Source organism: Ruegeria sp. AP11 (assembly GCF_056535865.1).
On sequence record NZ_JBQFJB010000001.1, the window covers coordinates 892,607 to 914,582 of the forward strand.

At 60.0% G+C, this 21,976-nt stretch carries 21 protein-coding genes; 9 read left to right on the forward strand and 12 right to left on the reverse strand.

All coding sequences use genetic code 11. The features are described from left to right. Window positions 1–92 precede the first annotated feature (92 nt). The gene (locus ACR3E4_RS04495; protein WP_480567061.1) at window positions 93–740 is read left to right on the forward strand and encodes a TetR family transcriptional regulator C-terminal domain-containing protein; all 648 of its coding nucleotides are present in this window, start codon (window positions 93–95) and stop codon (window positions 738–740) included. Next, the gene (locus ACR3E4_RS04500; RefSeq protein WP_480536608.1) at window positions 737–1,921 is read left to right on the forward strand and encodes a pyridoxal phosphate-dependent aminotransferase; all 1,185 of its coding nucleotides are present in this window, start codon (window positions 737–739) and stop codon (window positions 1,919–1,921) included. Before ACR3E4_RS04495 ends, ACR3E4_RS04500 begins: the two co-directional genes overlap by 4 nt. Before the next feature lie 46 nt (window positions 1,922–1,967). On the opposite strand, the gene ACR3E4_RS04505 is transcribed toward ACR3E4_RS04500, so the two are convergent. After that, window positions 1,968–2,843 (reverse strand): LysR substrate-binding domain-containing protein, encoded by an 876-nt coding sequence (locus ACR3E4_RS04505; RefSeq protein WP_480536610.1) that lies wholly within the window; start codon window positions 2,841–2,843, stop codon window positions 1,968–1,970. Window positions 2,844–2,974: 131 nt separating this feature from the next. Here ACR3E4_RS04505 and ACR3E4_RS04510 point away from each other — a divergent pair, with 131 nt between their 5' ends. The 3 genes from ACR3E4_RS04510 (at window position 2,975) to ACR3E4_RS04520 (ending at window position 5,951) form a co-directional block, all read left to right on the forward strand. Next, window positions 2,975–3,940: an NAD(P)-dependent oxidoreductase gene (locus tag ACR3E4_RS04510; RefSeq protein WP_480536611.1), complete on the forward strand. Its 966-nt coding sequence runs from the start codon at window positions 2,975–2,977 to the stop codon at window positions 3,938–3,940. A gap of 18 nt (window positions 3,941–3,958) precedes the next feature. Beyond that, window positions 3,959–4,795, forward strand: coding sequence for a 3-methyl-2-oxobutanoate hydroxymethyltransferase (locus ACR3E4_RS04515; protein ID WP_480536613.1), 837 nt, complete (start codon window positions 3,959–3,961; stop codon window positions 4,793–4,795). A 100-nt stretch (window positions 4,796–4,895) separates the two neighbouring features. Further along, window positions 4,896–5,951 (forward strand): sterol desaturase family protein, encoded by a 1,056-nt coding sequence (locus ACR3E4_RS04520; protein ID WP_480536614.1) that lies wholly within the window; start codon window positions 4,896–4,898, stop codon window positions 5,949–5,951. Window positions 5,952–6,483: 532 nt separating this feature from the next. Here ACR3E4_RS04520 and ACR3E4_RS04525 read toward each other — a convergent pair. Next, window positions 6,484–7,241 (reverse strand): IS5 family transposase gene (locus ACR3E4_RS04525; RefSeq protein WP_480536684.1). Its coding sequence is split into 2 segments (ribosomal slippage): window positions 6,484–6,917 and window positions 6,917–7,241, totalling 759 coding nucleotides; the frame shifts between segments, so codons are not numbered across the junction. 232 nt (window positions 7,242–7,473) lie between these two features. On the opposite strand from ACR3E4_RS04525, the gene ACR3E4_RS04530 reads away from it, so the two are divergent. After that, window positions 7,474–8,361: a tyrosine-type recombinase/integrase gene (locus ACR3E4_RS04530; protein ID WP_480536669.1), complete on the forward strand. Its 888-nt coding sequence runs from the start codon at window positions 7,474–7,476 to the stop codon at window positions 8,359–8,361. Window positions 8,362–8,373: 12 nt separating this feature from the next. After that, on the forward strand, window positions 8,374–9,573 hold the full coding sequence (locus tag ACR3E4_RS04535) for an IS91 family transposase (protein WP_480567055.1): 1,200 nt from the start codon (window positions 8,374–8,376) through the stop codon (window positions 9,571–9,573). A 445-nt stretch (window positions 9,574–10,018) separates the two neighbouring features. Here ACR3E4_RS04535 and ACR3E4_RS04540 read toward each other — a convergent pair whose 3' ends face one another. Continuing rightward, window positions 10,019–10,999 carry a nuclear transport factor 2 family protein gene (locus ACR3E4_RS04540; protein WP_480536678.1) on the reverse strand — a complete coding sequence of 327 codons (981 nt, stop codon included), beginning with the start codon at window positions 10,997–10,999 and terminating at the stop codon, window positions 10,019–10,021. Between the two features lie 242 nt (window positions 11,000–11,241). Here ACR3E4_RS04540 and ACR3E4_RS04545 point away from each other — a divergent pair, with 242 nt between their 5' ends. Further along, the gene (locus tag ACR3E4_RS04545; protein ID WP_170361228.1) at window positions 11,242–12,615 is read left to right on the forward strand and encodes a transposase; all 1,374 of its coding nucleotides are present in this window, start codon (window positions 11,242–11,244) and stop codon (window positions 12,613–12,615) included. A gap of 118 nt (window positions 12,616–12,733) precedes the next feature. Here ACR3E4_RS04545 and ACR3E4_RS04550 read toward each other — a convergent pair whose 3' ends face one another. The 4 genes from ACR3E4_RS04550 to ACR3E4_RS04565 form a co-directional block, all read right to left on the reverse strand. Then, window positions 12,734–13,084, reverse strand: a complete 351-nt coding sequence (locus ACR3E4_RS04550; protein WP_480536251.1) for a hypothetical protein — start codon at window positions 13,082–13,084, stop codon at window positions 12,734–12,736. A gap of 54 nt (window positions 13,085–13,138) precedes the next feature. Beyond that, window positions 13,139–16,594, reverse strand: a complete 3,456-nt coding sequence (locus tag ACR3E4_RS04555) for a chromosome segregation SMC family protein (protein ID WP_480536252.1) — start codon at window positions 16,592–16,594, stop codon at window positions 13,139–13,141. A 141-nt stretch (window positions 16,595–16,735) separates the two neighbouring features. Then, window positions 16,736–17,131 carry a hypothetical protein gene (locus tag ACR3E4_RS04560; protein WP_480536253.1) on the reverse strand — a complete coding sequence of 132 codons (396 nt, stop codon included), beginning with the start codon at window positions 17,129–17,131 and terminating at the stop codon, window positions 16,736–16,738. A 44-nt stretch (window positions 17,132–17,175) separates the two neighbouring features. Further along, window positions 17,176–18,369 carry an aminotransferase-like domain-containing protein gene (locus ACR3E4_RS04565; RefSeq protein ID WP_480536254.1) on the reverse strand — a complete coding sequence of 398 codons (1,194 nt, stop codon included), beginning with the start codon at window positions 18,367–18,369 and terminating at the stop codon, window positions 17,176–17,178. Window positions 18,370–18,525: 156 nt separating this feature from the next. Between ACR3E4_RS04565 and ACR3E4_RS04570 the strand changes: the two genes are divergently transcribed. Beyond that, on the forward strand, window positions 18,526–19,296 hold the full coding sequence (locus ACR3E4_RS04570) for a FadR/GntR family transcriptional regulator (protein ID WP_480536256.1): 771 nt from the start codon (window positions 18,526–18,528) through the stop codon (window positions 19,294–19,296). 81 nt (window positions 19,297–19,377) lie between these two features. Here ACR3E4_RS04570 and ACR3E4_RS04575 read toward each other — a convergent pair whose 3' ends face one another. The 5 genes from ACR3E4_RS04575 to ACR3E4_RS04595 form a co-directional block, all read right to left on the reverse strand. Continuing rightward, the gene (locus tag ACR3E4_RS04575) at window positions 19,378–19,938 is read right to left on the reverse strand and encodes a F0F1 ATP synthase subunit B (protein WP_480536258.1); all 561 of its coding nucleotides are present in this window, start codon (window positions 19,936–19,938) and stop codon (window positions 19,378–19,380) included. A gap of 5 nt (window positions 19,939–19,943) precedes the next feature. Continuing rightward, window positions 19,944–20,495, reverse strand: a complete 552-nt coding sequence (locus ACR3E4_RS04580; RefSeq protein ID WP_480536259.1) for a F0F1 ATP synthase subunit B' — start codon at window positions 20,493–20,495, stop codon at window positions 19,944–19,946. Window positions 20,496–20,581: 86 nt separating this feature from the next. Then, entirely contained in the window at window positions 20,582–20,806 is a 225-nt protein-coding gene (locus ACR3E4_RS04585) for a F0F1 ATP synthase subunit C (protein WP_005981269.1), read from the reverse strand. 47 nt (window positions 20,807–20,853) lie between these two features. Beyond that, complete coding sequence (locus ACR3E4_RS04590) at window positions 20,854–21,621, reverse strand: F0F1 ATP synthase subunit A (protein ID WP_480536260.1); 768 nt, start codon at window positions 21,619–21,621, stop codon at window positions 20,854–20,856. Window positions 21,622–21,623: 2 nt separating this feature from the next. Further along, the gene (locus ACR3E4_RS04595; protein WP_480536261.1) at window positions 21,624–21,956 is read right to left on the reverse strand and encodes an AtpZ/AtpI family protein; all 333 of its coding nucleotides are present in this window, start codon (window positions 21,954–21,956) and stop codon (window positions 21,624–21,626) included. Between the last annotated feature and the right edge of the window lie 20 nt (window positions 21,957–21,976).

Genomic DNA, 21,976 nt, shown 5'->3' on the forward strand with positions numbered 1-21,976 from the left:
GCCGGAGCCGCACTTTTCGGATTGCGATAAGTTGCAATGCCAGTAATTATTCATCCGTATAATTTCAGGCTCGGGCAGATATGGAAACCCCGGTGGGTGCAGAACGCAAGAAGTTCAGACGAGAAAGTCCCTGGTCGCGGCAGGAGGCGCTGATCCTTGCCACGCTGGATCTGGTGGCCGAACAGGGCGTGCGTGGCGCCACGGTGCGGGATATCGCCCGGCGTGCGGGCGTCACGCAAGGGCTGATCCGGCATTACTTCAGTTCAAAGGAAGAGCTGATCGTTGCCGCCTACGCGCATCACATGAAAACCCTGACCGATCAGACACTGGCCCTGGCGCATGGTGTGACGGTCAATGCCCGTGCCCAATTGTCTGCGTTCATCCGGGCGTCGCTGACACCTCCGGTTGTCGACTCGCGCGCCATCGCGCTGTGGGCAAGTTTTCTGACCAAAGTACAGCATGACCCGCAGATGAAGGCGACGCATGAGCAAACCTATGCCGCGTTCCGCGATGAACTGGAACGGCTGATCGCCGCAGCGCTGGATGAGGCGCGATGCCCCGTCCCCCCTGCCCGGTTGCGGCAACTGGCCATTGCCTGCAACGCGGTTCTGGACGGGCTCTGGCTTGAAGGCGGCGCCCTTCCCGATGCCTTTGCCCCCGATGAACTGGCAGAGATCGGGCTGCAATCGGTCTCATCCCTCATTGATCTGGATCTGACGCAGGAGGCCGAAAGCCAATGAAGCTGAGTGCTATCACCGAACGGCTGGCCGGGTTGGGCGGCGGCAAATGGGAGGTACACCTGAAGGCGCGCGCGCTGGTGGAGGCCGGAGCCGATATCGTGGAAATGACCATTGGTGAGCCCGATGTTCCTGCCCCGCAAGACCTGTGCGAGGCTGCGATACTGGCGCTGCGGTCCGGGCGCACCCGCTATTCCAACGGACGCGGTGAGGCCGGGCTTTGCACAGCACTTGCAGAAGCCTATACCGCAAATCGCGGACGCAGGTTTCAGGCCGAGAATATCCTTTGCTTCCCAGGCACCCAAACCGCGCTTTATGCCGTGATGCAGGGCGTAGCCGAGGCAGGCACCGAGGTGCTGGTGGGCGATCCGATGTATGCCACCTATGAGGGCGTGATCCGCGCCTCGGGCGCCGAACCGGTCGCAGTACCGCTGCATCCTGAGAATGGCTTTCGGCTGCAGGCTGCGGACCTTGCCACCCGCATCACCTCGCGCAGCCGTGCCATCCTGCTGAACACTCCGCACAACCCCACAGGGGCCATCCTCAGCGCCGCGGATCTGAGGGATATCGGCGAACTGGCCATCAAACACGATCTCTGGATCATCTCAGACGAAGTGTATGAGCATCTGGTGTTCAACGGGGCCAAGTTCGTGTCTCCGCTCTCTGATCCGGCGCTGGCTGATCGGGTCATCGCCGTCTCATCGATTTCCAAGTCACACGCAGCACCGGGGTTTCGCAGCGGTTGGTGCGTCGGGCCTGCCGCATTCTGCGATGCGCTGCTGCCCGTCTCGGAAACAATGTTGTTCGGCAACCAACCTTTCATCGCCGACATGACTGAAAAAGCCGTGCGCGACGGATCATCGGTCGCGGCTGGCATGGTGTCCCGCTTCGCCGCGCGTGCGAGATTGCTCGCGCATCGGCTGCACGCTGAGACCGGGCTGATTGTTCAACGCCCGGATGCCGGAATGTTTGCGCTGGTCAATGTGTCGGCCAGCGGACTGGACGGCGACGCCTATGCCTGGGATCTGCTGGAAAATGGCGTCTCGGTCATGCCCGGCTCGGCCTTTGGCGAAAGCCTGAGGGACTGGGTGCGGGTCGCCCTTACCATTGAGGACGCGCAGTTTGCCACCGCGCTGGACCGCATCATCACCCACGCCAATAAGATAGGTCAGAGCGTCACATGACCACTCAGACGACCGGCAAGCCCACGTCATCGCAAGACGGAGGCAGTCAGGCAAACACCTCCTTGATCCATTGCTCAAAAACCTGTCTGGCCGGATCGTTGGCTTTGGATTTCTGGCCGCCGACAAGAAAATGGCTTTGTTCGATCGGAACCGCATCGCCCACAATCGCAATGAACCGGCCTGTTTCAATGGCGGTATTGGCAAACCGCTCAAGAACCACCGCATACCCGCCGCCAGCCGCCGCGATATCCACTGCAGCGACGGTCGTATCCACCGTGAGGGAGGATGAAGGGGCCGGGTAATCCAGTTCGAGCGCAGAAAAATACCGCTGCCACATGTTCTGAAACCCCAGAATCTGTATCTGCGGCATGTGCAGAAGGTCTTCGGCAGACGCCTTTTCCGCCCCGGTTTCTCGGGAAGCGATGGGAACGATCCGCTCCTGCGAAATCTTTTGGAAAGGGGCGTCGCTCCATTCACCTTTGCCCAGACGCAGCTCGACATCGACATTCTCGCGCCCCGCAGACTCAGCCCAAATGTTCGACACCAGCCTGATCGAGAAATTGGGATGCTTCCGAGAGAAGCCTGGCAGCCTGTGCGCCAGAAACAAAGCGGCGGTTGAGATCGGCACCCTCACCACCAGTTCTTGTGACTGGTTGGCCCCGAACAGGCTTGATGTCGACAGGTCAATATCGCCCAAGGCCCGCCGGACCGAGAACGCATAAGCCTGACCGACCTCGGTCAGACTGAGATTGCGCGCCGCGCGAAAGAACAATGGACAGCCCAGCTGCGCCTCAAGCGAGCGGACATGCAGGCTCAGCGCGGTTTGCGTGATACCAAGTTCAGCCGCAGCGGCGGTGAAGCTCATATGCCGGGCGGCGCTGTCAAAGGAGCGGAGCCAGGTCAGGTTCGGCGATTTCGACATTTTAGCACCAAATATTATTGGTCATTACCGGCTGTTTTATTCATTTTACACGAGGAAGCAAACGCCACTAGCTTCTCGTGACTGTCATCACGGCATATCTTCAACTCGCATCGAAAAACAGGAGCACCCGCATGAAAGTAGGATTTATCGGTCTAGGGAATGTTGGGGGGAAACTCTCGGGTTCGTTGCTGCGCAATGGCATTGATCTGACGGTTCATGACCTGAACGAAGATCTGGTTGCGGAATTCGTCAGCCGGGGCGCCAAAGCGGCGGAAAACCCCGCCCAATTGATGCGCGATTGCGATGCGGTGATCACGTGTCTGCCGTCGCCCGCGGCCTCGGATGCGGTAATGCAGCAGATGCTGCCCGAAGTGACCGAGGGCAAGATCTGGATGGAGATGTCCACCACTGACGAGGCTGAGGTCAAGCGCCTTGGCGCCATGGTGATGGACGCGGGTGGCGCAGCTGTGGATTGCCCCGTGTCAGGCGGCTGCCACCGGGCGGCGACCGGCAATATCTCGATCTTCGCGGGCTGCGACCGGGCCACGTTCGACCGGATTGCGCCGTTTCTGAAAACCATGGGCCGTCGCATTCTGCACACCGGCGATCTGGGTTCGGCCTCGGTGCTGAAGGTTGTCACCAACTATCTGGCGACCGCCAACCTGATCACCTGCTGCGAAGCGCTGGTCACCGCCAAAGCCGCAGGCATGGATCTGAACACCACCTATGAGGCGATGAAAATCAGCTCGGGCACATCTTTCGTGCATGAGACTGAAAGTCAGGTGATCCTGAACGGTAGCCGCGATATCTCATTCACCATGGATCTGGTGAAAAAGGACGCGGGCCTGTTCCAGCAGGTCGCTGACCGCCACAACGTGCCGCTGGAAATCTCACCCATGCTGGTTCAGATTTTTGAAGACGGAATTTCGCGCTATGGCGAGCGGGAATACTCGCCCAACATCATCCGCCGTCTGGAAGAGGCCACCGGTCTGGATATCCGCGCGCCGGGCTTCCCGCCGGAAATGCTGGACGATGAGCCGGAAGAACCGGGATACGAGGTAATCCCGCAGGGCTCGCAGCTCAAAGCGGCCGAATAAGACAGGACGGCGGCAGCGATGAAACGGATCTATACCTTTGGCGGATATCCCGCGACCCGCAACCTGACGGTTGCGGATGTCAGGGCGGGCAAGGGCAGGCGCAAATTTGTCCAGACCACTGCCGTCAACCGAACCGAAGCTGCCGCTGCCGAAGCGGCCGGGATCGATCATCTTTCGATTGTCGACCACGATCTGCATGAGGTGCGCGCAGGTGCCCCCAACACTTTTACCACCGCCGCGCTGATGGCCAGCGATTACGAAACCCATCAGGACATCCTGCGCGCCGGTATCCGCGCCGCTGCCGCAGGGGCAGACGCGGTATATACCTTACGCAGTTTCAAAGCGGTGGAACTGCTGGCGGATGAGAGTCTGGCGGTGCAGGGGCACCTAGGCCTCGTGCCACGCCTGTCGACGCAAATCGGCGGCCTGCGCGCCTATGGCCGCACGGCGGATGAGGCGATGCAACTGGCCGAGGATCTGCGCCGTCTGGAGGACGCCGGCGCCTATGCGGTCGAGCTGGAATGCGTAGCCGATGAGGCGATTGCCGAGATCAGCCCGCACACCGGGCTGATCACCCAGTCGATCGGGTCCGGCGGGGCGGCGGATGTGATCTTTCTGTTTCAGGAAGACGCCTGCGGAGACACCGAAAACCCGCCACGTCATGCCAAGGCCTTTGCGGACATGGCAGGTGCCCGCGCCAAGCTGGAAGCCGAACGGATGAAGGGCCTGACCGCCTATCGCAGCGCGGTGCTGGATGGCAGTTACCCGGATGCAGCGACCAGCATTGCAATGAAACCCGGCGAGCAGGACAAGCTGCGCGAGGCGCTGGACAAGCGCCGCCCGTTCCACGAATAGGCCCGATCATGTATTGCCGGCCATCACGAAAATATCCCTACGAGCCACCTCCGGCCCGGCCCTGAAACCAAGGCTACTTTATTCAGGAAAGGGAAACCCCATGACGACCGCAGATACCAATCCGCAAGACAGCGCAACAACCCAGCCCAAGCCCGGCCCGATGAGCCGTGAATGGCATTGGCATCCGGAATTGCCGGTAAGATATGCCCCCTATTGGAACTGGCCGCCGAAACTGGGTGCGCTGGGGAAATGGGTCTGGCAGAACTGGCTGCAATTCTCGGACCGCTCGATCTTTCTGGTGCTGGCCTTTGTGGTGGCGTTCTGGCTGCAACCAGTTGGGCCAGAACAAGCCTCTTATGCCTTTGGCTGGATGTCCTGGGTGTTCATCCGAAACTGGGCGTTGCTTCTGATCGTCGCCGGTGGCCTGCACATGTGGTTCTATGGGGTCGATGGACAGGGAAAGCTGCTGAAATACGACCCGCGCCCCTACATGAAGCGCAAGAATGCGCTCTATAAGTTCGGCTATCAGACCTGGGACAACATGTATTATTCGCTGGTCTTCGGGGCGCCTTTCCTGTCGCTGCTGGAGTGCTTTCTGCGCTGGATGTACGCGAACGATTATATCGGCACGCTCAGCTTTGCAGCGCACCCGATCTGGTTCATCGCGCTGTTCCCGGTGCTGGCGATCTGGCAAAGCTTCCATTTCTACGTGGTGCATCTGTTTCTGCACCAGCCGTTTATCTACAAACACGTCCACGCTGTACATCACCGCAACGTCAACACCGGCCCCTGGTCAGGCATGTCGATGCACCCGGTCGAGGCATTCGGCTATCTCAGCGCTATCCTGATCGTGCTGGTTCTGCCCAGCCACCCGGTTCACATGATCTTTCTCGGCTATTGGCTGATGCTGGGCGCGGCGTCGTCGCATTCAGGATATGAGGCAATCTGGGCAAAGGACCGTCAGGCCTTGCTGATCGGTGCGTTTTTTCACCAGCTGCACCACCGGTACTACGAATGCAACTATGGTAATGCCGAGATGCCCTGGGACAAGTGGTTCGGCACCTTTCATGACGGCTCGGAAGAGGCGACACGCATCACGCGCGATCGCAAACGCCAGATGCATGCGCAGGGTTCAGTGAACAATCCCAGGTCTTAACAGAAACCAACGCTCTGAAACCCGAAACTTCCCTCGTTCTGAGATGGAGTTTTGGGTGCCCCTAAATTAATAGACGCTTTGCTTGGAAGTTTTGGAAGCAAAGGATGCACGTCCTTGCGGGAACCGAAACCAAGATCCATCTTAAACAGGGCTGCAAACTGGTAAAAAACCTGAGACCACCTCTGCACTCCCCCGCTATTTGCTGTGTGAAACCGAATGTCCGGTTCTCGTGAACTAGCTACTCGCTGTACCGGCGAGGCGTCAAATGCTGCCAGATTTCCGGTCAGGGCTCATCGCGACTTTATTCGAATGTTTGGTGGAGTTATGCCTGTTGCGCGTTGCCACATTCTCAATTGGCTCCGCTTGCTTCCACAGCGCATCCACTGCCAATGGCGCGAAGCAAAAAGCCCCGCGTGATGCGAGGCTAAGTGTTTGATATCCGACCTAGATGTTTGGTTGCGGGAGCAGGATTTGGCCTATTCCGGACGTTAACGGAACTATTAATCTAAAAAGCCATATCTAGGGTCAGGATTCATAACCAGTAGATGACGACGGCTGCGAGCGCGATGGCCGAGAGGAAGACCTTGGGACACCTGTCGTAGCGGGTTGCCACGCGTCTCCAGTCTTTGAGCCTGCCGAACATGATCTCAATGCGGTTGCGCCGTTTGTATCGGCGCTTGTCGTATTTCACGGTCTTCTTGCGCTGTTTTCGTCCAGGGATGCAGGCGCGTATCCCTTTGTCTTTCAACGCATCTCTGAACCAGTCGGCGTCGTAGCCTCGGTCTCCGAGCAGCCATTCGACCTTTGGCAAACCGCCCAGCAATGCCCGTGCGCCGATATAGTCACTGACCTGTCCGGCGGTGATGAAGAGGTCGAGCGGTCGTCCCTGGCTGTAGCAAATGGCGTGAAGCTTGGTGTTCATACCACCTTTGGTCCGGCCAATCAGGCGACCGCGCCCCCCTTTTTAGCGGCCATGCTGGTCGCTGTTCGATGTGCCTTCAGGTAGGTCGCGTCGATCATGACTGTCTTCTGTTCGCCGTGCTCGGCAGCTAGCCCCACCATCATCCGCGCGAATATGCCCTTTTCGCTCCAGCGCTTCCAACGGCTATAAAGCGTCTTGTGTGGGCCATAGGCTTCAGGAGCGTCGCGCCACCTTAACCCATTGCGGTTGATGAAAATTATCCCGCTCAGAATCCGCCTGTCGTCGACCCTTGGCTTACCGTGCGACTTTGGAAAGTAGGGTTTCAGACGCGCCATCTGTGCGTCGGTCAGCCAGAAAAGATTGCTCATGTCACCGCTCTGTTTTCGGAGCCGTGAATCACGCAGCGCTCGGGAAATCAATGCATCCTGACCCTACGCATTCCCTGTCTGTTTGAAATAATGGCCGCTTTGGACGACAGGACGAAGCCGCTATCGCGGCAATGGCGCCTTTGGCCAGCGTTGAGCGCTGATCCGGCCGTTTTGGGATTTGGCGGACCTGTCTGACGATTGAGGTTTCTCAATTTGACGACAGGAGATTCCAATGAAGGAAAAGAAGACGACCCCGCTGCGTGAGCGGATGATCGAGGACATGCGCATTCGTGGCATGTCGCCGAAGACCCAGCAGGCTCATATCCGGGCGGTCAGGTATTTTGCCGAGTTCATCGGGCGGTCCCCTGACACAGCAACGCCGGACGAGCTGCGCGCGTATCAGCTTCACATGACCGACACCGGGGTCTCGACCGGCGTGTTCAATGCCAGGATCGTGTCTTTGCGGTTCTTCTTCGGCATGACCTGCGGTCGTGAGGAGATGAAGCGATACATGCAGTTCCGGCGCAAGCCGAAGAAGTTGCCCGTTGTTTTGAGTGTCGAAGAAGTGGGCGATCTGCTGGCGGCGGTTCCAGGGCCGGGGCTCAAATATCGTGCGGCTTTAGGCATCAGCTATGGTGCTGGGCTGAGGGCATCCGAGGTCTGCAATCTCAAGGTCTCGGACATCGACAGCGACCGGATGTTGATCCATGTGGATGAAGGTAAGAATGACAAGGACCGCAAGGCCATGTTGTCGCCTGCATTGCTTGATTTGCTCCGCGACTATTGGCGGGAAGCGCGGCCTGAGGGATGGTTGTTTCCGGGCAAACCCAAGATCATGGCTTTGTCACCGCGTCAGCTGAACCGTGCGTTCACGTCGGCCAAACACATGGCCGGTATCAACAAACCCGCTACGCTGCATACCCTGCGCCACAGCTTTGCAACGCACCTGCTCGAGGCCGGAACGGATGTTCGAGTGATCCAGGTGCTTTTGGGACATTCCAAGCTCAGCACGACGGCGCGCTATACGCATGTCGCGACCAAAACCATTCGCGGCACCGTCAGTCCCTATGAGATGTTGGAGAAACTGCAGGATCACACCGTCAGGCGAGGACTGGAGTAGCGGCGCGGGTGGATGCCGCGCCCACGGCTGGAGATCGCAGATATCTTTCGGAACTATGGGCCTGCGTATCGGCAGGCCAATGCCGGGCATGTCAGCTTCGGTCAACTGAAGGTGATGTCGGCGATTGAGGCTTGCCGAACCGAAGCGCTTGGCGGGCATGTGGCGGGATGCGCCAAATGCGGCCACCACCACATCGCCTATAACTCTTGTAAGAACCGGCATTGTCCGAAGTGCCAGGGCCCCGCCGCGCGAGACTGGATGGAGGCGCGTGCTGAAGACCTGCTGCCCGTCGAATACTTCCACGTCGTCTTCACGATGCCCGCCGAGATTGCACGCATCGCCTTTTGGAACCAGAAGGCGGTCTACGGCCTGCTGTTCCGCGCATCAGCGCAAACGGTGATGACCATCGCAGCCGATCCAAAGCGACTGGGGGCGAAGGTCGGCATGACCAGCGTTCTTCACACCTGGGGATCCGCGCTGACGCACCATCCGCACATCCACATGATCGTCCCAGGTGGCGGCTTGTCACCGGACGGCACCAAATGGGTGGCCTGCAAGCCCGGGTTCTTCCTGCATGTTCGGGCGCTGGCACTGCTGTTTAGACGCCTGTTCCTGAAAGGGCTGATGGAGTTGCATCGAGCGGGGGCCCTTGTGTTCTTCGGTGACCGCGCAGGACTGGCGGATGCTGCTGCCTTCACCAATTGGATTGCCCCGTTCCGCAGGTCCGAATGGGTGGTCTACGCCAAACCGCCCTTGGGTGGCCCTGAAGCAGTTCTGGCCTATCTCAGCCGCTATACTCATCGGGTTGCAATCTCGAACCATCGACTGGTCAGTATGGATGCCGAGACCGTAGCTTTCCGCTGGAAGGATTACCGGATCAAATGTGGTGACCGCCAAAAGGTCATGCGCTTGGCTACACCCGAGTTCATCCGCCGCTTCCTGATCCACGTTCTGCCTGACGGGTTCCACCGCATCCGCCACTACGGCCTGCTGGCCAGTTCAGCGCGCAAGACGAACATCAAGAAGATCCGGACGTTGCTTGGTGTTCAACGCACCGACGAAATCACCGAGCCAGAGCAGGAGTCCGAGGTCACCCCGCTCACTTTGCGCGAGCCATGCCCCTGCTGCGGCGGTCCAATGCGCATCATCGAGATCTTCCGGCGTGGTCAGACACCGATGTCGCGTGCGCCACCACGGGAGCAGGCCGCATGATCCGATGCTTGACCACACACTTCGATATGCTCCGTTCGTCTTTGGCTGATCGGTCAAATCCACTTGCGGTCATCACTCAGAATGAATGCTGTGACTCACAGCACATGGGCTCAATCGGCAAAATGCCCGCGACCAAGGTGGCAGAAAATGACCGCAGCTGGCGCATCAAACACCGTCAGCTGCGCGTCTGTGGCAAAGTCAGCCTCATCCGTCTGCGCTCTTTCCCCATAGCATGATCCCAACCACCGCGGCTTCCTCCTTCCGAGGTTTGTCAACGCGGGCCGCCGAAAGCTCCTGACGGCAAAGTTGCACCTCGGCCCGCATCGAAAAACCTTCAGAAAAAGTGACAATCAAGAAACCCGTTTCAAGGTCCGCACTGAGCCCAAAACCGCCTTTTTAGTTCATCCCGGTTTCGCGAGTTTGTATTGGTTGTGAATTTCCAATTTCAGGCGCCGTCACGCCAGGACAATTTGAATATCGAGTGCTCCCCATCCAGACCTTTGAGCGGAACTGTCATCTGGTCGCCAAAATGAAATTCAGTCGATCCACCCACCATGATCCGGGTTGCATCCGAAACACATATATCACTCGGTGCTGCAAGTGCAGCTATCCGGGCAGCTTTGTTTACTACGGTTCCAAAATGGTCCGCGTCAGAAGTAATCACTTCGCCAGTGTGCAAGCCAATGCGGACTTGCAGTTTGGGTTCTGCAGTTTGCACTGCGTTCTTTTGCTGAATATTCTTCGCTGCCAACAATGCTGCCCGTGCGGATGCGAATGATGACATCACGCCATCCCCGAGTGACTTCACCATTTGCCCCCCGCTCTCGACGATCTGATGTTCGACCAGTCTCAGGTGTTTATGAACAGCGTCCGTCCAGAGCGTATCCCCTATCGCTTCGGCAATCGTTGTACTGTCCGCGATATCTGTAAACATCACTGTCGCCACACCGCTTTGGCCGAGTTCATAGGGTGTAGAGAGCGCGGCATCGAGCAGTTCTTCAAAGCCTCTGGCTTCGTACCCGAAACCCTCGACATTGTTGACCGGTATCGAATTGTGAACGTGCACTATCTTCCAAGAACCCTTGTCGAGTTTCAGAATGATGGTGGAGCGCAGTTGTGCAGACTGTCCAGTTTCGATCCCGTCGATGGTCGCTTCCCACTCCACCCATCCAAATGGTCCGCATTCAAATCCGCGAAGTTCTTGTGGGTTCCATTCGAAACGTGGGACCTCTCCGATGTATTGCTCCATGCCGCGCCGCAGTGCATCGCCCCTCCAGGACTCACCTTGGGCTGAGCCAAAGTACGACAAAGCAGCATCGTCGGAGAAAAGATGTCCAACGGTTTCGCCATCACCTCGACCGTACGCTTTGATCCATCGTTCCACAATAGCTGCCAATTCTGGCGATGAGCGAATTTTATCTGTCATGTGAGCTATTATATTAACCTTTTGTCTTAGCGCATATCTCCAAGATTTAACGTTCGCGGACGCCCAAATACAGGCATCTAAGATCAGTATTCACAGACTGTTTTCTTGCGAAGCAGTCATTGAATTGGGTCGCGGGTTTAGCGCAGTGGCAAACGGCAGCTTCGTCCGGATAGTGTTGAAAAAGTCGGTTGATTGGTTGGTCTGGCGCTGATTCACTCGTTTTGAGAGTGGAGGACTTAGCAATGATGGGACCGAGGCAGGTGGCGCAGGGTGCGCTGTTTTATGAGTTCTCGATTGACGAGTTTGTTCCTGCCGATCACTCTCTACGCGGCATTGATCGTTTCCTTGACCTGTCAGACGTTCGACCGCTTCTGGCACCGTCTTATAGCGCGCATGGTCGTCCTTCGATTGACCCTGAGTTGATGATCCGGATGCTGTTGTTGGGCTACTGCCAAGGCATCAGGTCCGAGCGCCGCCTTTGCGAAGAGGTGCATGTCAATCTGGCGTACAGATGGTTTTGCAGGCTCGACCTGACTGACCCGGTGCCTGACCATTCAACTTTCTCGAAGAACCGGCATGGGCGTTTCCGGGAGAGCGGTTTGTTCCGACATCTCTTCGAAACCGTTCTGAGACGCTGTATTGATGAGGGTTTGGTTGGCGGCGAGAGTTTTGGTGTCGATGCCAGCCTGATCCCGGCGAATGCCAACCAGACACGCGGGATTGAAAGCAAGGAAGGTCTGCCCCCCGAACTGACCACCCGCGTGGTTGAGGAATATCTCGAAACGCTGGATGACGCCGCATTCGGCGCGTCCACCAAAGTCGTCCCCAAATACATCTCGCCGGTGGACCCTGCGGCGCGCTGGACAGGCGCCGATGGAGGGGCCGCATTCTTTGCATATTCCACCAACTACATGGTGGATTTGGACAATGCAGTCATCGTGGATGTGGAACCATCCGTACCGATCCGAACCGCGGAGGCCTTTGCCGCGCGACGGATGATCGACCGCATCACGGATCGCTTTGACATGACGCCAGACAAGTTGGTTGGCGATACAGGCTACGGATCGGCAGAGATGCTGGGCTGGCTGGTCGAAGAACGCGGCATCGCCCCGCACATCCCGGTCTGGGATAAATCCAAACGGACGGACGGCACATTCTCACGCGAAGACTTCATCTACGACCCCGCGACCGACAGCTACTCATGCCCTGGCAACAAGGAGCTGCGAACATATCGCCGGAACTTCTCCAAACCGCGAAAGCCGAACGGCGGCAAAGACGGGTTCATCAAATATCGAGCGTCAAAGCACGACTGCGACGCATGCCCATTGAAGGCAAATTGCTGTCCAAAACAGCCAGCTCGAAACGTGCTTCGCTCCGTCCACGAAGCAGCACGCGACGCCGCCCGCGATATCCGAAAAACAGACGCCTACATGACCTCGTTCATTCAAAGACGGAAAGTCGAGATGCTGTTTGCCCACCTGAAGCGATACATCGGCGTGCCGATGATGCGACTTCGAGGACCCAAAGGTGCATATGAGCAGTTCCAACTCGCAGCCACAGCTCAAAACCTAAGGAAACTCGCAAAACTAGCCCCGCAACCAGAACCAACAGGCTGAGAGGAACATCCCAAGCGGCTTTTGCCATCGCTCATCGGCAGTTCCAACGTCGACTTTTTCAACACTATCTCCGCACAGCCGCCATTCGAGGAAACCATTAGTGGCTTACTTTTTGCCTTCACTCCGGTCTCACTGGATACCGATCCCCTTTCTCATCGATCAGGATCAACCTCTCACCACTGCGCACGTACAAATCACAGCGGCTGAACCCGTTGCGATAGGCGATGCAGACGCTGCCGTCTTCAGCGATGGAGTAGGTGCCAAAGGCGGATTCGCCGCTGGCGTAGGTGTAGGAATAGGCCCCTCCGGCTGAAAACCGGGATTGGCCGTCGTCATAGAAGGTCAGCGTGCGCCCTGCCAGCGCGTCCAGTTCCTCGGCGGATAAGGGCACGTCTCCGGGCTTGGTGGGCCATTCGGCGGCCATGAGCGGAGTGGCGGTCATGAGGGCGAGGATCAGATACCGGGTCATGCGGCCAGCTTAGCCCAAGCCGGTTGAAACAGCTCATAACGTTGCGGTGAAAGGTCAGGCGACCATCTGTTCGGCTTTTTTCAGATCAACCGAGACCAGCTGGCTGACGCCCTGTTCCTGCATGGTCACACCAAACAAACGATCCATCCGTGCCATCGTCACCGCGTGGTGGGTGATGATCAGGAAACGGGTGTCGGTCTGGCGGCACATCTCGTCCAGCAGATCGCAGAACCGGGTGACGTTGGCGTCGTCCAATGGCGCGTCGACCTCATCCAGCACGCAGATCGGGGCGGGGTTGGCGAGGAAGACGCCGAAGATCAGCGCGGTTGCGGTCAGGGTCTGCTCGCCGCCCGACAGCAGGCTGAGGGTTGAGAGTTTCTTGCCCGGCGGCTGGCACATGATTTCCAGTCCGGCATCCAGCGGGTCGTCGCTTTCGACCATGACGAGATTGGCCTCGCCGCCGCCGAACAGGTGCTTGAACAGCATGGCGAAGTTCGAGTTCACCTGTTCAAACGCGGTCAGCAGCCGCTCGCGCCCTTCGCGGTTGAGGCTGGCGATGCCGCTGCGCAGGGCCTTGATCGCCTCTTCCAGATCACCCTTTTCGCCGTTCAGCGTGTCGAATTCTTCCTGAACGTCCTTGCTGTCTTCCTCGGCGCGCAGGTTCACCGCGCCCATCGCGTCACGCTGGCGTTTGTGGCGGTTAACCTCAGCCTCCAGCGCGTCGGCGGCGGGCATCTGATCGGGGTTGGTGTCGAGCTGGTTCAGCAACTGGTTCGGCGTCAGTTGCTGATCCTCGGCGATCCGCTCCGCCGCTGCGACCACGCTTTCCTTGGCCGCGTCACAACGCGCCTCAGCCGCTGCGCGGCTTTCGCGGGCTTCCGAGGCCAGACGTTCAGCCTCGCGCTCGGCCAGCACCACCTCGCGCTGCTGGGTCTCGGCCCCGGCCAGCTTGTCGGCGGCCTCGGCCCGGCGGGCCTCGGCGGTTTCGATCAGCTCGTTCAGCTCTTCCCGCGCCTCGGCGATTTCGCTGGGGGCGGCCATGGCCTCGGTCAGCTCCTCTTCCGAACTTTCCTTGCGTTCGGCCAGTTCCGATATCCGCTTTTCCGCCGTTTCCAACCGGTGCCGCCAACCGCTGAGGTCCTTGGTCACCTCCTGCGTGCGCCGGGTGCGGGCCTCGCCCTCGCGGCGTAACTCATCATGGGTCGAACGGTGGGTCAGCATGGTGATCCGCGCCGCCTCGACGGTCTGTTTGATATCCTCGACCTGCGCGCGGGCGCTGTCGAGATCACCCAGCCCGGTCAGCGCACCCTCGGCCTCGCGCAGTTGCGCGCGGGCGGACATGGCGTCTTCCTTGTGGCGATCCACAGCGAGGGTCAGGGTTTCCAGTTTGCCCTGCGCCAGATTGCGATCCGCCTCGGCCCGGCTGAGCATCCGCGCGGTTTCGGCCATGCGCTGATCGGCGGCACGGCGGGCCTCGCGCGCGCGGCGGTCGGCTTCGGTCACGTCGGCCAGTTGCTGCGACAGCGCCTCATGTGCGGCGCGGGCACCGTCGGCCTGCGCCTCGGTGCGGGCCAGTTCCTGTTTCAGCGCCTCCAGCTTGTTGAGCTGTTCCAGCCGCAGGGCCGCAGCGCTTGGCGCATCCTCGGCCCAGGCGCGGAACCCGTCCCAGCGCCACAGATCGCCCGAGCGTGAAACCAGGCGCTGACCGGGTTTCAGCGAGGCCTGCAACCGCGCGCCCTGATCTGCGTCGATCAGCCCGATCTGCGCAATCCGACGGCTCAGGCGGTCGGGGCCGGAGACATGCAGCGCCAGCGGCTCGGCCCCTTCGGGCAAAGGCTGATCGCTGTCATAGCCCGCCACCTGTACCCAGCCGGACGGGCCATCACCTTCGACCAATGGCGCCCGCAGATCGTCGGCCAGTGCCGCGCCCAGCGCCTTTTCATAGCCCGGAGCGACGCGCAGCAGGTCCAGCACCTGCCCGCCCTCGGCGGTGTCGCGCTCGACCAGTTTGGCCAATGCCGTGGTTTCAGCCCGGATAGCGCCCAACTCGCCTTCGGCCTCGGAGCGTTTGGCGCGGGCCTCGGCCTCGCGGGCCTGCGTTTCGTTGCGCAGCTCATCGGCGGCGGCGAGTGCTTCTTCGGCGGCCTCGGCGGCTTCGCGGGCTTCTTCCTCGCCGTCCTGCGCAGTCTCGAACGCCTCGCTGGCGCGGGTCAGGGCCGATTTCGCCTCATCCACAGCGGCACGGGCCTTTTCCTCTTCGCCCTCGGACCGGGCCAGGGTCTTGCGGCTGTCCTCGACCAGACGCTGCGCCGACTGGTGGCGGGCGACCAGACGGGCCATATCCTCGGTCTGTTGCGACAGGTGATCTTCGCGGTCCTGAAGAACCGACGCGGCCTCGCGGGCGATTTCGGCGGCCTCAGTCACCTTTTCGTCATGACCTTCGGCGGCTTTGGCCAGTTCGCGGGCTTCCCATTCCAGCCGCTCGATCATCTCGCCCGCATCCCGGTTCAGCCCGGTTTCGCGCTCGATATCGTTGCCCAGTTGCTGGATGCGGTTGGTCAGCGTCTCGATGGTCTGCCGCGCGCGGTTTTCCTGATCCGAAAGCTGATCGCGCTGCACCATCTGGCGCTGCAACACGGCGGCGGCGATGGCCTCTTCCTCGCGCAGGGGCGGCAGGGTTTCTTCGATCTCAGCGCGTTTTGCGGCAGCCGCGCGGGCTTCGGCTTCGGCGCGAGAGGCTTCGGTGAGACGGTCGCGCAGCTTTTCTTCTGCCGCCTGTCGGGCCATGTCGGCCTCTTTCCAGCGACGATAGAGCAGCATCCCTTCGGCCTGCCGCAACTGTTCACCGATCTCGCGATAGCGGGCGGCCTGACGGGCCTGACGGGCGAGTTGCGCCAGTTGACCGCCCAACTGTTCCAGCACGTCATCGACGCGGGTCAGGTTGGCCTCGGTGCCCTTCAGTTTCAGCTCGGCCTCGTGGCGGCGCTGATAGAGACCCGAGATCCCGGCAGCCTCTTCCAGAATGCGGCGACGGGCGCGGGGTTTGGCGTTGATCAACTCAGCGATGCGGTTCTGCCCCACCAGCGCGGGCGAATGCGCGCCGGTCGAGGCATCGGCGAACAGCATCTGCACATCGCGGGCGCGGACGTCCTTGCCGTTGGTCTTGTAGGCGCTGCCCACGTCGCGGGTGATCCGGCGGACGATCTCCAACTGGTCACTGTCATTGAAACCCGAAGGCGCCAGCCGTTCCGAGTTGTCCATGGTCAGGACCACCTCGGCAAAGTTCCTTGCGGGCCGGGTGGCCGCTCCGGCGAAGATCACATCTTCCATCGCGCCGCCGCGCATGGATTTGGGGCGGTTTTCGCCCATCACCCAGCGCAGGGCTTCCAGCAGGTTGGACTTGCCGCAGCCATTGGGACCGACAACTCCGGTCAGCCCGTCCGCGATGATCAGATCGGTCGGGTCCACGAAGCTTTTGAAGCCGGTCAGTTTGAGTTTGCTGAAACGCAATGGCTGCTCTTGGTATGATTCCTATAGGTAGGAAGTCTGCGCAAGGGATGGTGCAGGTGTCAACGTGATTGCGCAGGATATGGGTGGTTTGCCCGAGTTATCCACAATATCTTGGCAAAACTACGCGCAAAGCCACGTATCTCAATACGGTGTGCATTCAAAGACCTGATAACCGTAACCGCCGGAATAGCCGTAGTTGACGCATTCATAGGGACGGCGAAGCAATGCGCCCAGAATTAGCTTCTCGCCTAACTCGCGATCGCAACCCAACACCCCCACAGTGACCGCCGCATCGCCCAGAACATCCAGAAGCGGGCAGCCCGAGACCTGCGCCATCGCCAGCGCCGCGCGGTCGCGGATCGGACCCAGACGCGGGGCGTATTGCGGGTTCACGCGCACCGCCTCGGCCAGTTCATTGCGCACGCGCACGTCGAAGACGCTGCCATTCACCGCGACGCGGGTGGCAGGTTGGTCGCGGAAATAAGGCGAGCCGCCGGAGCAGGCAGCGAGCAACAGGAGGGCCAGAACTCGGATCATGCAGCCGTTATTGCGGCAATATGGTTAACGAATCCTTTCCCGGTTCAGTCGCGCAAGACCTGCCCCAGACGTGCGATGCCTTCGCGGATCGTGTCTTCGTCCGAGTTGGAAAAACTCAGCCGGATCGTGTTGGCCCCGGTGTCGTCGGGATAGAATGCCTGGCCGGGCACAAAGGCCAGCTTGACCGTTTCCAGCGCACGCGCCAGCAGATCGGCACCGTCAATGCCTTTGGGCAGGGTGATCCAGACGAACATGCCGCCCTCGGGGCGGGTCCAGCTTACGCCCTCGGGCATATGCTGGGCCAACGCCTCAAGCATGGCGTCGCGGCGCGCGGCGTAGGTTTGGCGCAGTTTGGGGATGTGGGTTTCGAAACAGTCCCGCGCCACCTGATACACCGCCATCTGGTTGATCGTCGAAGAATGCAGATCAGCGGCCTGTTTCAGCAACACCAATTGCGAGATCACCGGCTTTGAAGCCACCACCCAGCCAACCCGCAGCCCCGGCGACAGGGTTTTCGAGAAGCTGCCGCAATAGATCGTGCGGCAGTTTTCCATCGCGCCCTTTCGGGCCTGCTCCAGGGCCAGGATCGGCGGGATCGGATCGCCATCATAGCGCAACGCCTGATAGGCGCCGTCCTCGATTACAGCACAATCGAGTTCATCGGCCAGATCAAGCAGAGCCTCCCTGCCCCGCAAGTCGACCGTCTCGCCGGTCGGGTTGGCGAAATCGGCAGAGAGATAGGCAAACTTGATCGGACTGTCCCCCGCAGCGGCCCGGTATTCGGCGGCCCCTCGATTGCCGTTGATACCAAGTTGATCAAAGCGCGGCTCATAGGCGTCGAAAGCGTTCAACGCGCCCAGATAAGTGGGCCAGCCGACCAGCGCGGTATCACCCGGCGACAGGAACAGCTTGCCCAGATAGTCCAGCGCCTGCTGCGAGCCGGAGGTGATCAGGATATTGTCGATGTCACACTCCACGCCGATCCCGCGCATATGCGCAACCAGCCATTCACGCAGCGGCGCATAGCCTTCGCTGACTGAATATTGCAGCGCCTGCGCTTGTCGCCCAGGGCCAAGCGCGCCTTGAAAGGCCTGCGCGAATGCATCCGCTGGAAACAGGGCCGGGTCAGGAATACCGCCCGCGAATGAGATGATGCCGGGCTGGCCAAGCAGTTTCAGCAATTCGCGGATTTCAGAGGCCTTCATCCGCGAGGCGCGGGTGGCGTACAGGTGATCCATCGGTTCGGGGTCTCCTCTGCCCCCTGCGTTGCAGATTAGGCAGGGCGAGATTTAAGTCAATAGTTGTGACCTAATATTTCGACCTCGCGTGAGGCATTCTTGAACACCAGCCGGATCCGTGGTCATATTAACTGACCAATTTCAAGTGATCTGCCCATGCCCTTCCAGAAAGTCCAGACCGAGAAACTGTCCCTTGCGGTGGTCCGCCAGATCGAACTGCTGATCCTGCGCGGCATCCTGCGCCCCGGCGAACGCCTGCCGCCCGAACGCGAATTGTCCGAACGGCTGGGCGTGTCGCGCCCGTCGCTGCGCGAGGCAATCTCGGATCTGCAGGAGCAGGGCTTGCTGACCGCCAAGGCCGGATCGGGCATCTATGTGGCCGAGGTTCTGGGTTCGGCCTTCTCACCCGCTTTGATCCGTCTGTTCAGCAGCCATGACGAGGCGGTGTTCGACTATCTCTCGTTCCGGCGCGATATGGAGGGCCTGGCCGCTGAGCGCGCCGCGCGGATGGGATCTGACAGCGATCTGAAAGTGGTGCAGGCAATCCTCGACAAGATGGAGGACGCCCATGCCCGCAACGCCGCCCAGGAAGAGGCGCATCTGGACGCTCAATTCCACATGGCCATCATCGAGGCCAGTCATAACGTGGTGATGCTGCACATGATGCGGTCGATGTTCGATCTGCTGCGACAGGGCGTGTTCTACAACCGGCAGATCATGTTCCAGCAGCGCACCACCCGCGACGCCATTCTGGACCAGCACCGCGCCATCAACACTGCGCTACAGGATCGCGACCCAAAAGGCGCACGGCAGGCGGTTGAAGATCATCTGAACTTTGTCAAAAGCTGCATGGCCGATCAGCAGAAGGCCCTGCGCAACGAAGAGATCGCGCAGCAGCGGTTGCGGCACGAGACCGGCGAAATCTGACTGCACAGACCTAGGGCTCACAAACAAAAAACCCGAGCGGCGCGCGGCCCTCGGGTTTTTCAAGTCATATGATCCGGGTGATCAGTGCAGTTTTTCACCCACATCCGCGATGGCGGCGTCGATCAGCTTGTTCGCCTGTGTGGCGGTCATCTGCTTGGCCAGCACGGCGTTGGCTGCCGAAACAGCAACGGTGATGGCCTGATCACGTACCTCTTTCACGGCCGAGGCTTCTGCCGAAGCGATCTGATCCTGTGCCGCTGCCAGACGGCGGGCGATGGATTTCTCCAGATCGACTTTGGCCTGTTCCGCAGCCAGAACGGCATCGTCCTTGGCCGCCGCCACGATGGCATCTGCCTGAGTCTGCACTTCGCGCTGCTTGCGCTCATACGAGGCCAGCAGGCTGCGCGCTTCTTCATGCAGGGCACGGGCCTCGTCCAGTTCTGACTGGATGCCAGCGGCACGGTTGTCCAGAGCGCCACCGATCAGGCCGGGGACCTTGAAGTAGAACAGGACCGCGATGAAGACGATGAATCCCAGCAGGACCACAAAGTCGGTGTTGCCAAGCGAGAAGAACGGGCCGCTTGCGGCCAGCGCGGGGCTGGCGGCACCAACGGTCAGGATAAGGGCAAGAGTGTTCCGCATGTCACTTATCCTTTCGTCTGCGCGTCTACGGCACTGTCGATGGCTTTGGCATCCGCCTCGCCGCCCAGTGCGGTGACCAGTTCAGCCGCCGTATCCTTGGCAACCACTTGAATGCTTTCCAGCGCACCGGCACGGATGTCGGCAATCGCCTTCTCCGACTCAGCCGCCTTTGCAGCGATTTCCGCATCCGCCTTGGCAATCGCGTCATCCAGACCAGCCTGGATTTCGGCGCGGGCTTCCGCTGCGATACGCTGTGCCTCAGAACGGGCATCGGCCAGCGCCTTGTTATAGGCCTCTTCGGCCTCGACCGCCTTGGCCTTCAGATCTTCGGCCGCAGCCAGGTCATTTGTAATGGTCCCCTGACGTTCGGCCAGGATTGCCGCGATGCGGGGCAGAGCCACGCGGGACAGGACCAGAAAGATGACGACCAGCGTGATGACCAGCCAGAAGATCTGGTTGGGGAACCAATCGAAGCAGAGCTGCGGCATCCCCACGGCGTAGCCGCTGGAATCAACGCATGTGCCTACTACTTCTTCAGCAATGGGTTCAGTCGCCATGATGTCCTCCGTCGGAACGTTGTCTTTACAACAGGCGGGCCGCTATGGCTTGGGCCCACCTGCGCGTAAGGATCAGGTTCCGCAGATTATACGGCGAACATCAGCAGCAGCGAGACCAGGAATGCGAAGATGCCCAGCGCTTCTGCGAACGCGATACCGATGAACAGGGTTGCGGTCTGCGAAGCAGCCGCCGAAGGGTTGCGCAGGGCGCCGGCCAGGAAGTTGCCTGCAACGTTGCCCACCCCGATTGCGGCTGCGCCGGAACCGATTGCTGCCAGGCCTGCGCCGATGTGTGCGAGATCGCCTTCCATGAGAATTCTCCTTACGATTGGAAGTTTCGATGTTGGGTTATCGGACCTTAGTGCGACGGATGCAGCGCATCTTTCAGATATACACAGGTCAGAATGGTGAAGACGTAGGCCTGAATGAAGGACACGAGGACCTCAAGGCCGTACATTGCGGTGATCGCCAGAACGGACACGGGCGAGATCGCGGCAATCGCGGCAAAGCCCGCGAACACCTTGATCACCGCGTGGCCTGCCATGACGTTACCGGCAAGACGAATGGAGTGGCTGACCGGGCGCACGAAGTACGAGATCAGCTCGATGATCGCCAGAACCGGACGCAGCGCCAGCGGCGCGCTGGAGACCCAGAACAGGCCCAGAAAACCTGCGCCGTTCTTGACGAAACCCAGAACGGTCACGGTCAGGAACACGGCCAGCGCCAGCGGGATGGTCACGGCGAAATGCGATGTGGTGGTAAACGACATCGGCAGCATGCCAAGGAAGTTGGCGCAGACGATGAACATGAACAGGGTCATGACATAGGGGAAGTACTTGACGCCTTCCTTGCCGCAGATGTCTTCCAGCATCTTGTAGATGAAGCCATAGGTCAGTTCGGCAACCGACTGCATCCGGCTGGGCACGATCGCGCGCTTGGACGTCGGCAGCACCAGCAGAGCGGCAACCGCCAGAACCGCAAGGAACAGCCACAGGGTCGCGTTGGTGATCGTGAACATGCCCACCGCACCGTCGCCAAACAACGGCTTGACGATGAACTGGTCCATCGGATGGAAAGCCAGGCTGCTGCCATTTTCTGCGGTTTCTGCGGTGGTCTCGGTTGCCACGTTCAGTCCCTCTCGTCCTTCTCGGCCTGCATATGGGCCGCTTGTTTCTCTTGAACCTCTTTCGCGCTGCGGAGCATAACCTTCACGCCCGCGACAAGGCCCAGCAATGTGAACAGCACCAGAAAGATCGGGATTGTCCCGAGCAGGCTGTCCAGCCCGTATCCGATGCCAAATCCGATCCCCAGACCGGATACCATTTCGATGACCATCCTCCAGGCAAGCTCGCCCCCGGATACGTCAGCATCCGCACGGGGCGTTGGCGCTTTGGCCTTTTTCGCCGCGTCGATCTTGGCCTCAAGCTGCGCCATACGCTGCTTTTGGTCATCATCGGTCACGGGCGTTTCCCTCGCACAGT